The following is an 11,656-nucleotide window of genomic DNA, read 5'->3' as shown; positions in this document are numbered from 1 at the left end:
AACCAACCCCCTCTAACTCCCCCTTCTATTAGCTTTATCAACCAGTTAGGCTTTTTAACTCAAGGGGGAGAACCGTTCTCTGGTCACTTTAATATTGTGCATAAGAGTGACAGTACACAACTCGATATTGTGTAAACTTAACTACGAAAAACTATCCAGTCTCTTTCTAAGAATATGCTGGGGCCCGAAGTCACCGCCGCGATAAATATCACCTGTGTCTTTAAACCCGGCTTTCAGGTAGCAGTTATAGGCAGCTTCATTTTTCTTATTCACGGTAAGGCAGATAGAGCGGTAGTCTGAATAGGCACCGTACAGGTAATTAAGCAGTTTTTTCAGCGCCTCTACGGCATAACCTTTACGCTGATGCTTCTCATCAATCATAAAGTTTCTCAGCCCTAATTCACGCTGCTGAGTAAAGGTGTACTCCTTGGAGTAGGCTTTATCTATCAAAAAAAAGCCAAGCAGCTCAGAGCCGTTATTGATAACAAAAAAGTCATGATCAGGCGTGCGGTTCTGGTACAGTTCAGAAAAACCGGTGACAAAGTTGCGCTGCTCTTCGGACACTTTCATATCCATAAGAATCGAGTAATCTTTTAGTTTCGCTTTTCTGATTGTTATCATTATTTACCGTTATGGTTATCTGCCGGGCCAACTCCCCTCTAATATACCTTCTACGTCGATAATTTAAAGTACGGCGTGTCTATTTTATCTGTTGTTGTAGAGCCTGTATGATTTGGGCGGTTACGCCCCAGATAAAATGATGCTTATATGGAATGGCAAATACCCTGTGGTTGATACCCTGGATGTTAAAACGCTGGCTGTAGAGTTGCTCAATATTAAGCAGGTGGCTGGCCGGGACCTCAAACAGATCGTCCACTTCATTTTTATCAATGACAGGCTGATAATCTGCGCTGACTCTGGCGATAACCGGGGTGACGCTAAAGCGGGAAATGGTCACCAGCTCAGGCAATTTGCCGAGAACTTCAACCTGATGCGCGGGAATTCCGGTCTCTTCCCAGGCTTCACGAATCGCGGTTTGTTCCAGCGAATGGTCGGATTCTTCATACTTGCCTCCGGGAAAGGCGATCTGCCCCGGATGGTGTCTCAGGTGGCGGGCTCTTCGGGTAAGAATAATATTCAGGCCGCTATTTCGCTCAACGCAGCCAATCAGCACAGCCGCTTTTCGAAAATGCGCGGTGCTTTGCCCGGAAAGTCTTTCAAGACTTTCGCTGTGATACTCCACAGGCAGGTTAAGGGAGAAGTTGCGGATAAACTCGTCACTGTTCATCGCAGCACCGGAAGAATCTTACTGAGTTTGTGATAGGTCTCCTGATACTCTTCGTCACATTTACTGTCTGCGACAATCGCTCCGCCGGCACTGGCGTATAGCGTATTTTCAGAGGCGATCAGAGTTCTTATGGTGATACTGGTATCCATTTTTCCGCATCGGCTGATATACCCAATGCTTCCACAATATACCGAACGACGCTGAGGCTCCAGTTCTTCAATGATTTCCATGGCTCTGACTTTAGGCGCGCCGGTTATTGAGCCGCCGGGAAAGGCTGCTCTTAACAGATCTGTAGATGAGTAACCGGCACCCAGTGACGCTGTCACAGTGCTCACCAAATGATGAACTGACGGGAAGCTTTCAATCTCAAACAGCTTGGGCACAGAGACAGAGCCGGGTTTGGCAACGCGTCCGATATCATTGCGCAGCAGGTCAACAATCATCAGGTTTTCAGCCTGATCTTTAGGTGCGTTTTTCAGCTCTTCAGCATTTGCCTTGTCAGTGACAGGGTCACTCGAGCGGGGGCGGGTGCCTTTAATGGGTTTTGTTTCTACCATCTGCCCGTTTACGCTGATAAACCGCTCCGGTGATACGCTGAGAATGGACGCTTGCGGAATCTTTATAAATGCAGAAAAGGGCGCTTCATTGTCCTGTTCAAGTTTGCTGTAGGCTTCCCATTCGCTACCTGTGTAGGATGCGGAAAATCTTTGTGAAAGGTTAATCTGATAGCAGTCGCCGGAGCGCAGGTATTCCTGAATTGCGTAAAACTTATAGGAATACTCAGATTCACTCATATTTGATGACCAGTCTGATGTCAGTGCAAACGGCTTCGTTGTCTGCTTTGCCTGAGATTCCAGCCACTGTCTGTTATCACTTAGGTTATCGCCAACAAAAAACGCCGACTGTAGTTTATGGTCAACAATCAGTGCCCAGTCATAAATGCCCACAGCCATTTCCGGGATTGCGATATCGGCTTTTGCGATTTCCGGAAGCTTTTCCACCCGGCGGCCTAAGTCATAACTGAAATAGCCAAGTGCTCCGCCGGTAAAAGGAATATCTTCAGCCTGTTGTCTTTCAGGAAGCTTTTCATTAAGGTGCTGATCCAGAAGAGAAAACGGGTCATCTTCAGACCAGTTTATCTGGCTGCCTTCAGAAATCTTTGTCTTTTTACCTGTGGTTTCCAGGGTGACAAGCGGGTTTGCGACCAGGATGTCAAAACGGCTATCCGGATGTGTTGCAGATGCGGATTTTAGTAACATTGCCCATGGCTGATCTGAAATCGGTGCAAATAACTGCTGTGCAAGTTGCGGAAAGTAAGGAAGTTTTAGAGTATTTAACTTGTGAGACGTATTGTTATTCATTTGTATAAACTGTGACAAAGACTGAAAACAGCGAATGGAATGCTGTGGCGAGCAAGAGTATCATAAAATCAGTTCAATAATTAAAAAAAGAGGGAAGCGATGACCATTATTAAGAAGCAAGACTTCATCAGCAGTATTGCTGATGCTCTCCAGTACATCTCTTATTACCATCCTCTGGACTTTGTTAAAGCGTTAGAAAAGGCCTATGAGAAAGAGAAGAGTCAGCCGGCAAAAGATTCCATTGCCCAGATTTTGATCAACTCTAAGATGTGTGCAGAAGGGCATCGCCCGATTTGTCAGGATACAGGTATAGTGACCTGCTTTGTTAAAATCGGCATGGATGTTCAGTGGGAAACCGACCAGACGGTTCAGGAAATGGTGGATGAAGGAACGCGTCAGGCGTACACCAATCCGGATAACCCGCTGCGTGCCTCTGTACTGATGGATCCTGCCGGTAAACGAATTAACACCAAAGACAATACCCCGGCAGTGGTTCATATCGACATGGTGCCGGGTGATAAGGTTGAAGTCCTTATTGCAGCCAAAGGCGGCGGCTCGGAAAACAAAACCAAGATGGTTAAGCTAAATCCTTCCGACAATATTGCCGACTGGGTAGAAGAAATCATGCCAACACTGGGCGCAGGCTGGTGTCCGCCGGGGGTTCTTGGAATTGGTATCGGTGGTACAGCTGAGAAAGCAGCAGTAATGGCAAAAGAAGCACTGATGCAGCCGGTTGATATTCAGGATCTGATTGAGCGCGGGCCTTCAAACTTTGAAGAAGAGCTGAGACTTGAGATTTATAACCGGGTGAATGCGTTGGGTATCGGAGCTCAGGGGCTTGGCGGTATGACGACAGTGGTCGATGTAAAAATCATGACAGCACCGACTCACGCCGCATCTAAGCCAGTTTGTATGATTCCAAACTGCGCCGCGGTTCGCCATATTCACTTTAGCCTGGATGGAAGCGGCCCTGCGGATCTGGTTCCGCCTAGCCTTGATGAGTGGCCGGATATCGCCTGGGATGCAGGTGCAACCGCACGTAAGGTTAATCTGGATGAGGTGACTAAGGAAGAAGCCGAGAGCTGGAAGACAGGTGAAACTCTGCTGCTTTCCGGTAAGATCCTGACCGGTCGCGATGCCGCGCATAAACGCATTCAACATATGCTGGAAAATGGCGATGGCCTGCCAGAAGGTGTCGACTTTAAAGGCAAGTTTATCTACTACGTAGGGCCTGTTGATGCGGTCCGCGATGAAGTGGTTGGTCCGGCAGGCCCGACAACCTCAACCCGTATGGATAAGTTTACCGAGATGATGCTGACAAAAACCGGGCTGACCGGAATGATAGGTAAAGCGGAACGTGGCCCGGTTGCCATCGATGCCATCAAAAAGCATAAAGCGGTTTATCTGATGGCGGTGGGCGGCGCTGCGTATCTGGTGTCTAAAGCGATTAAGAAAGCACGGGTTGTGGCGTTTGAAGATTTGGGTATGGAGGCTATCTACGAGTTTGAAGTGGAAGATATGCCGGTAACCGTAGCCGTTGATTCAACCGGCGCCAATGCGCATGAGATTGGCCCGGATATCTGGAAGGTTAAAATCGCTGAAGCGTCTGACAAACGGTAGGTTTACTTAACTTTACTTTGCGGCCGGTTTATTACTGGCCGTTTTTGTATTTATACTATGGGCTATGGGCTATGGGCTATGGGCACCGGACTTCGTCCTATAGGCCCTGGGAAAGCGGTAAAATGTACTTCCATCCCAGGGCCCAGGGCCTAGACTCCCCAATACGGCTAATCATATGAGGTAATAAATGAAAAAAATTCGCCAAGAAGTAAACGACCTAATTAATCGCGGGATGGACAGCCATTTGCGGCTGGCGGTGACCGGGCTTTCGCGGGCGGGTAAGACGGCGTTTATTACATCACTGGTGAATCAGCTTCTGTTTTCCTCTACGCATGACAATTTGCCGCTTCTATCGGTATCGCGTGACCGTCGCCTGATTGGCGCAAGAAGAGTGCCGCAGGAGAACTTGATGGTGCCGCGCTTTGCCTACGATGAAGCGGTTGAGTCGCTTCATAATTCTCCTCCATCCTGGCCGGAGCCTACACGTGATGTGAGTGAAATTCGTCTGGCGATCCGCTACAAGCCGCAAAAAGGAGCTAAGCGTTTTATTGCTAAAACCTCCACTTTGTATCTGGATATTATCGACTATCCGGGTGAATGGTTGCTGGACCTGCCTCTGCTGGAAATGAGCTTTGAAGAGTGGAGTAACTCGCAGTTTGCCCGTTTAACCGGACCAAGAAAGAAATTAGCCGAAGGCTGGATTGAAGCAGTAACAAAACTGGACCCGCTCGCAGAAGCGGATGAAAAACAGCTTCAGCAAATTTCCGGCATGTTTACTGATTATCTTCATCAGTGCAAAGAAAAAGGTTATCACTGGGTTCAGCCGGGGCGTTTTGTTCTGCCGGGTGAACTGGAGGGCGCACCAGTGCTGCAGTTTTTCCCTTTCCCGACCAACAACCGTGAAGAGTCATTAACCAAAGCGCCAAAGCATTCAGTGTTCGATATGCTGAAATCGCGCTACGAAGAGTACAAAAAGCAGGTGGTGAAAGGTTTCTATAATGACTACTTTTCCACCTTTGACCGCCAGATTGTGCTTGTGGACTGTCTGTCACCGCTAAACTCGGGACACGACTCATTTAACGATATGAAATCGGCTCTTGAGCAGATAATGAAAAGCTTCCGTTACGGCCAGAGTTCAATCTTAAGGCGTCTCTTTGCGCCGCGAATAGATAAGGTTCTGTTCGCAGCAACCAAAGCCGATCATGTTACGCCGGATCAGCATTCAAACCTGGCTTCTCTGCTTCAGCAGATGGTTCATCCGTCCTGGCAGCACGCCGCATTTGAAAACATTGATATGAGCTGTATGACCATTGCCTCTATTCAGGCCACGACGCCTGGGTTTGTATCATCCAACGGCACAAGCAATCCTGCTATTCAGGGCGTGATGCTGAATAATAAGCCAATTACCCTGTATCCGGGAGAGGTACCTAAAAAGCTGCCAAATATTGAATACTGGCAGAAAGCAGGCTTTGAATTTACCAGTTTCAGACCTATGGAAACCGAACCCGATCAGCCATGTACGCATTTAAGGCTTGATAAAGCTCTGCAGTATTTAATTGGAGACAAATTAAAATGAGTGAATTTAAAACCAAACAAGTCTTTGATGAAACGATTAAAGCTGAAATTGAAACCGAAGATCTGACATTAAAACAGCAGTTCGAAGCTAAGGAAAAATTTGTTCCTGAAGCGATTGCGGAAAGTGATGAGCAGGAGCAAGAGGACGAAAAGGAGCTGGAAACCATTATCAGGCCTTCAGGTAAGAAAAAGTGGCTGGCAAGCGGATTTCTTGCCGCCTTTACCGGACTTGTTGGCTGGCAGGCCGTGGATACGGTCACAACCGCTTTGCAAACCTCAGACTGGCTTACCGTGGGTTGGGCGGCATTTAGTGCCTCTATTGCCGGTTTAGGTATTGGCGCGATTGCAAAAGAGCTGTGGAAACTGAGAAAGCTGCGTAATCATTTTTCGGTTCACGAGCAGAGTGAGGAGCTGCTTAGCAGTGACAGCGTAGGCAAAGGGCAGGCGTTTTGTGAAAATCTTGCCAGTGAAGGCGGGATCCTGAAAGAAGACCCTTACTTAGACCGCTGGAAAAACAGCATAAACCCGTCACACAGCGACAGCGAAATTTTGGAAATGTATGACGCCATGGTTATCAGTCAGCAGGACAAAAAAGCCAAAGAGCTGGTTGCCAAGCTTTCTACAGAAGCGGCTATGCTAGTGGCGGTTAGTCCTCTGGCGATGGCGGATATACTGCTGGTAGCATGGCGTAACTTTAAGCTTATCGATAAGCTTGGAGAAATCTACGGCGTTGAGCTGGGTTACTGGTCACGTATAAAACTGTTCCGTCTGGTGCTGATTAATATGGCCGCAGCCGGTGCTACCGAGATTGCGACAGATGCCAGTATGGATCTGCTTTCAATGGATCTTGCCGGAAAGGTTTCAGCGCGGGTAGCGCAGGGCTTCGGCGTTGGCATTCTGACCGCCCGCCTTGGTCTGAAAGCCATGGCGTTGTTAAGGCCGATTCCATGGCGCAAAGAAAACCAGGTGAGACTGGGTGAAATCCGCAAAACTTTAGTATTAAGTTTAAAGGATAAAATTTAATAAATTCAATCTTATACCTCGTTCCCACGCTCCAGCGTGGGAATGCATATCTCGGTTAAAGTTTCAGAATAAAGCACAGCCAATTCGGTTCATCTGTAATCCATCACTGTATAGCAAGATGTTGGTCTGGTATGCATTCCCACGCCGGAGATGTATGGACTCCCGGCTCCCTCAGGAGTAGCGTAATAAGCGACCAAACTTTTACAAAAGGAGTCCATACATGAAATATTCTACCGTTATTGCTATTGACCTTGCAAAGAGTGTTTTTCAGGTCTGTAAGATGAATTTCGATGGCAAGATTATTTTTAATCGAGAAATGAGCCGTAAGAAACTGCTGGAATTTTTAGCCAGGGAAAAAGCAACACTGGTAGCAATGGAGTCATGCAGTACAACCAACTATTGGGCTCGATATGCTAAAGAGCAAGGGCATGAAGTGAAGGCTATTGCCCCACGTCGGGCAGCTGCATTCAGGCAGGGCCAAAAAACCGATGCCAATGACGCTATTGCCATTGCTATCGCAGCTACGCAATCTCAAATAAAATCCTGTCGCATACCAACCGTTGAAGAGCAGTGTCAGCAATCCATCGTTCATATGCGAGATCTACTGGTTAGGCAGAAGGTAAGTATAAGTAATCAACTGCGTTCCTATTTACTGGAGTTTGGCATTCCGATCACTAAAGGTGATAAAGCATTGAGAGAAGCCATTCCTTATGTTCTTGAGGACGCTGATAACGGATTAACCGGCCAGTTTAGAGCTTGCCTGAGTCAGATGTATGAGCAGTTTATAAATTTGATAGAGCAAGTAGAAGCTTTTACACAACAACTACAGCAGTCAATAGCGCAAGATAAAGTGTGCAGGCGGTTACAAGCTCTGGAGGGGGTTGGCCCAGTATGCTCAGTTTTATTAAAAGTAGCGTTAGGCCAGGCAGAGCATTTTAGTAAGGGTAGAGAAGCTTCAGCTTGTCTGGGGTTAACACCCGTTCAACACAGTAGTGGTGGTAAACAGAAAATAGGTTCTATCGCTAAAAAGTGTGGTCACAACATGTTGCGTAGTGCACTCTTTCGAGGAGCCTTAACAGTTGTGTGTAAACTGGAAAAACGAGAAGCCCGGACAGGAAAAGAGCAATGGCTTAAAGATCTGACCACAAGGCGAGGCAAAAAAGTTGCAGCTATTGCTTTGGCAAATAAAACGGTGAGAACGGCTCTTGCCATGATAAAAAGTGATGAGGAATATAAGCCACAACCACTTGTGGCTTAATACCAGGTTAGTCAAAAAGAACGTAAGAACAAACAGGTAAGACCAACCTTCAAGAGACTGGCCCATGCTCAGGTAGAAACTACCGTGCGGGAGATAAAGTCATGAAGGTGCGAATACATCGAAGAGGCCGAGGTAGCTCCTCAGTTAGAGCCCGTATATAAGCAAGCATCTGACCTCTGTTCTAATAAACTTTTTGACAACACCCGGGAGTCCATATAAGCATGGGAACGAGTGGTCTGGGGAGAGATTAGCGGTAATATTTGGTCATTATTTTATCAATTACGCGCCAATTCTCACGAATAGCGCGTGATACCTTGACGCAGCAAAGTCCTTAAGAGAAACTTGGGTGTAAATTATTCCTGACACTTAAAGGACTGTCCGTGCGTCTTGAAGTTTTATGTGAAGACCGTCTGGGTCTGACCAGAGAATTACTCGATATTTTAGCCTCTATGAACATCGACCTTCGTGGTATTGAGATCGATGTGGTCGGCATTATCTACCTGAACTGCCCAGAAACTGATTTTGAAACCTTCAGTGAACTGATGACTCAGATCCGGAAAATCTCCGGGGTAACCGATGTGCGCAAAATTCAGTTTATGCCCGCAGAACGCCACAACTACGAGCTGATTTCAATTCTGGATAATCTGCCTGAGCCGGTACTGGCAATTAACCTTAAAGGCCAGGTGGATCAGGTAAACCACGCCGCTGAAACTTTGCTTGGTAAGGACAGCGATTCTCTGCTGGGAGAAAATATCTCCACTTTGATCTCTACCTTCGCATTTTCAAAATGGCTTGATGGCGACAGAGTCCGCCAGCGTGAAACCGTGGTTATCGAAGGTATCGATTATGTTATGGATATCATGCCGGTTTATATTCAGGGCGAATCTTCAAACGAATCTATTTTTGCCAGCGTGTTGATTACACTCCGCGCCGCTGCTAAGCAGGGTGGCGAGATTGAGTTTCTTGCTGACAATAACACGCTGGGCTTTGACCACTTTGTCGGTATATCAAACCGCCATAAGGCGTTGATGAGCCATGCTAAGAAGCTTTCCATGCTTGAGCAGCCTTTGCTGATAGAAGGCGAGACCGGGACGGGTAAAGAGATGCTGGCAAGAGCCTGTCATAACCGTTCATCTCGTGCAGACAAACCTTTTCTTGTTCTTAGCTGCGCTTCTATGCCTGATGACGTGGCAGAAACCGAACTCTTCGGTAACGCACCGGGAGCGCTAAATCAGGACGAAGGCCATAAGGGTATTTTTGAACTGGCTGATGGCGGCACTGTTTTCCTCGATGAAATCGGTGAAATGAGCCCGCACCTGCAGATGAAGATTTTGCGCTTCCTTCAGGACGGCACCTTCCGCCGCGTTGGTGAAGAGAAAGAGATGCATGTGGATGTACGCGTTATCGCATCCACTAAGCAGAATCTTGCGCAGTTAACAGAAAATAACGAGTTCAGGGAAGATCTGTTTTACCGCCTGAATGTACTGACCCTGACCATTCCTTCTTTAAGAGACCGCCCGAGTGATGTGGCGGCTCTGCTTGAGCTGTTCCTGACTAAATACAGTCAGCAACTGGGCATCGATAAGCCGGAAGTTTCTGAAAAGCTTTTGGAAGAGCTGTCCAATTATCAGTGGCCGGGCAATATCCGGGAGCTGGACAATGCCGTATTAAGAGCGCTGACCCGCATTACGGACAGCGAGCTCAGCATTGAGCATTTCCAGTTGCCTAAGGTGGAATCTTCATTTGCCAGCGCTATTGGAATTAACCTTGAAGGTTCGCTGGACGATATTATGAAAGAGTACGAGGCTAAGGTGCTGGATCGTCTCTTCCAGTCATTCCCTTCCAGCCGCAAGCTGGCAAAACGTCTGGGTGTTTCACACACCTCGATTGCCAATAAGCTGCGTGATTACGATATCAGGAAACAGTAATGTGGCGGGATCTTGAGTTGAACAGATTAAATATCATTGCTGATGATATTCAGATTCGTTTTGCCACCACCGAAGATGCAAAACTGGTCAGTCACTATTTCATCAAAAACCGTGAGTTCTTAAAGCCCTGGGAGCCTGACCGTGAAGACGGTTTTTATACCGAGGAAGGCTGGCGAAAAAAGCTGATTAAACTGAACGAACTGCATTTAATGTCGCTGGGTTTTTACTGTCTGATTATCGAAGTTGGCTCAGGCAGGATGCTCGGCACTATCTCTTTTAGCAATATTGTCCGCTTTCCGCTGCACGGCTGTAATGTGGGTTACTCACTGGATGAGAATGCACAGGGCCGCGGAATCATGCGCAGGGCGCTGAAACTCGCCTGTAACTGGATGTTTGAAAAGCAGAATATGCACCGCATTTCCGCAAGCTATATGCCGAGAAACCTAAAAAGTGAATCCGTGTTAAGAACAGTTGGCTTCCAGCAGGAAGGGTATGCTAAGGATTATCTCCATATCAACGGGCAGTGGGAAGATCATAAGCTAACAGCACTGGTAAATCCCGGATGGCAGGATAAAAGAAAATGATCCAGAGAGTAAAATGTATTAATGATGCGGTTAAACAGGGCTGGTTTAAGCCATAGCAGAGGAAAAAATGAGTTATATTGATCTGAATGAATACAACCGTAAGTGGATTTTTACCCATCAGTCCATGCCGGTGGAGGAATCTGACCTTGAGCTGATTAAGCCAATGTCACAGGCGCGATCAGCTCAGTTCTGGAAAGAAAACATCAGCTCATCCAGCCCGGATGCAGACAGACTGGCAAAAGAAGACTGGCCGCGCAACAGCAAAAACTGGAGCGAGGAAGTGGACTGGATGCATTGCTGGGAATCTGATGATGAGGCGCTGCCGGAATTGGTGCTTGAGCATATTCAGTGGCAGGATGATGTTACGGTTTACTTCTGCTATGAAAAGTACAATGTGATTGAAACCAAGTGGTCGGTGTTTAAACGCAACTGGAAGAACTTTCTGTTTTTTGATGATGGCCCGATTCTGGTTGGTCGCAGAAGGGGTGAGGCGCTTTGGTTTAATTCTGGTGGTACTGTGAAGCTTGGGAATCGGAAATAATATTCAGAAAAGCGGGGCTCTTTCGTCATTCCCGTGAAAACGGGAATCTGGCTAAAGCGCGTTGTAGATTAACAAGTTACTTTAGCCTTACAGCATGACTCTTATACACAAATATTAAAGTGACCAGAGAACGGTTCTCCCCCTTGAGTGAAAAAGCCTAATTGGTTGATAAAGCTAATAGAAGGGGGAGTTAGAGGGGGTTGGTTATGCCATGCATGGTTAAACCACCAAAACTTAAACCCATAGGAAACAACCCCTCCCAGCCTCCCCTTCGATGTTACTTCTTCGAAAATCCGGCCTTTCGAGGCTAAGGGGAGGAGCATTCTTTGGCTCCTTAAATTTGTGTATAAGAGTCAGCCTTACAGCGCGCAGACAGCAGATTCCGGATAAAAGCTTCGCAATTTCCGGAATGACGATCGCATTGCTTCGCTTGCGGTTTTTGCTAAAGTCGCATATGTCATCGTTGCGGACATATACG

10 protein-coding genes are annotated in these 11,656 nt (G+C 47.1%); 7 read left to right on the top strand and 3 right to left on the bottom strand.

From position 1 onward, the window contains the following. Positions 1–141: 141 nt before the first annotated feature. The 3 genes from L3Q72_RS07845 to pabB form a co-directional block, all read right to left on the bottom strand. Positions 142–621, bottom strand: a complete 480-nt coding sequence (locus tag L3Q72_RS07845) for a GNAT family N-acetyltransferase (RefSeq protein WP_275129404.1) — start codon at positions 619–621, stop codon at positions 142–144. Positions 622–700: 79 nt separating this feature from the next. Continuing rightward, positions 701–1,288, bottom strand: a complete 588-nt coding sequence (locus tag L3Q72_RS07840; protein ID WP_275129403.1) for a CoA pyrophosphatase — start codon at positions 1,286–1,288, stop codon at positions 701–703. Next, the gene (pabB, locus tag L3Q72_RS07835) at positions 1,285–2,649 is read right to left on the bottom strand and encodes an aminodeoxychorismate synthase component 1 (protein WP_275129402.1); all 1,365 of its coding nucleotides are present in this window, start codon (positions 2,647–2,649) and stop codon (positions 1,285–1,287) included. Before pabB ends, L3Q72_RS07840 begins: the two co-directional genes overlap by 4 nt. 99 nt (positions 2,650–2,748) lie before the next feature. Between pabB and L3Q72_RS07830 the strand changes: the two genes are divergently transcribed. From L3Q72_RS07830 to L3Q72_RS07800, 7 genes are all read left to right on the top strand, one after another. After that, positions 2,749–4,269 carry a fumarate hydratase gene (locus tag L3Q72_RS07830; protein WP_275129401.1) on the top strand — a complete coding sequence of 507 codons (1,521 nt, stop codon included), beginning with the start codon at positions 2,749–2,751 and terminating at the stop codon, positions 4,267–4,269. 187 nt (positions 4,270–4,456) lie between these two features. Continuing rightward, a complete protein-coding gene (locus L3Q72_RS07825) occupies positions 4,457–5,845 on the top strand; it encodes a YcjX family protein (protein ID WP_275129400.1) in 1,389 nt (462 codons plus the stop codon). After that, entirely contained in the window at positions 5,842–6,867 is a 1,026-nt protein-coding gene (locus tag L3Q72_RS07820; RefSeq protein ID WP_275129399.1) for a TIGR01620 family protein, read from the top strand. The genes L3Q72_RS07825 and L3Q72_RS07820 overlap by 4 nt, the downstream gene beginning before the upstream one ends. Before the next feature lie 220 nt (positions 6,868–7,087). After that, positions 7,088–8,125, top strand: a complete 1,038-nt coding sequence (locus tag L3Q72_RS07815) for an IS110 family transposase (protein ID WP_275129398.1) — start codon at positions 7,088–7,090, stop codon at positions 8,123–8,125. Between the two features lie 380 nt (positions 8,126–8,505). Continuing rightward, on the top strand, positions 8,506–10,053 hold the full coding sequence (gene tyrR, locus L3Q72_RS07810; RefSeq protein WP_275129397.1) for a transcriptional regulator TyrR: 1,548 nt from the start codon (positions 8,506–8,508) through the stop codon (positions 10,051–10,053). Continuing rightward, complete coding sequence (locus L3Q72_RS07805) at positions 10,053–10,637, top strand: GNAT family N-acetyltransferase (protein WP_275129396.1); 585 nt, start codon at positions 10,053–10,055, stop codon at positions 10,635–10,637. The genes tyrR and L3Q72_RS07805 overlap by 1 nt, the downstream gene beginning before the upstream one ends. A gap of 67 nt (positions 10,638–10,704) precedes the next feature. Next, the gene (locus L3Q72_RS07800) at positions 10,705–11,178 is read left to right on the top strand and encodes a DUF2947 domain-containing protein (protein ID WP_275129395.1); all 474 of its coding nucleotides are present in this window, start codon (positions 10,705–10,707) and stop codon (positions 11,176–11,178) included. Positions 11,179–11,656: the final 478 nt, after the last annotated feature.

The organism is Vibrio sp. JC009, from assembly GCF_029016485.1.
GTDB lineage: Bacteria > Pseudomonadota > Gammaproteobacteria > Enterobacterales > Vibrionaceae > Vibrio.
This window is presented reverse-complemented; position numbering and strand designations above follow the sequence as displayed.

Bases quoted from the DNA above. Each gene is read 5' to 3' on its own strand.
- L3Q72_RS07825 (WP_275129400.1), top strand. From the start codon at position 4,457: ATGAAAAAAATTCGCCAAGAAGTAAACGACCTAATTAATCGCGGGATG.
- pabB (WP_275129402.1), bottom strand. From the start codon at position 2,649: ATGAATAACAATACGTCTCACAAGTTAAATACTCTAAAACTTCCTTAC.
- L3Q72_RS07830 (WP_275129401.1), top strand. From the start codon at position 2,749: ATGACCATTATTAAGAAGCAAGACTTCATCAGCAGTATTGCTGATGCT.
- L3Q72_RS07815 (WP_275129398.1), top strand. From the start codon at position 7,088: ATGAAATATTCTACCGTTATTGCTATTGACCTTGCAAAGAGTGTTTTT.
- L3Q72_RS07820 (WP_275129399.1), top strand. From the start codon at position 5,842: ATGAGTGAATTTAAAACCAAACAAGTCTTTGATGAAACGATTAAAGCT.
- L3Q72_RS07800 (WP_275129395.1), top strand. From the start codon at position 10,705: ATGAGTTATATTGATCTGAATGAATACAACCGTAAGTGGATTTTTACC.
- L3Q72_RS07845 (WP_275129404.1), bottom strand. From the start codon at position 621: ATGATAACAATCAGAAAAGCGAAACTAAAAGATTACTCGATTCTTATG.
- L3Q72_RS07840 (WP_275129403.1), bottom strand. From the start codon at position 1,288: ATGAACAGTGACGAGTTTATCCGCAACTTCTCCCTTAACCTGCCTGTG.
- L3Q72_RS07805 (WP_275129396.1), top strand. From the start codon at position 10,053: ATGTGGCGGGATCTTGAGTTGAACAGATTAAATATCATTGCTGATGAT.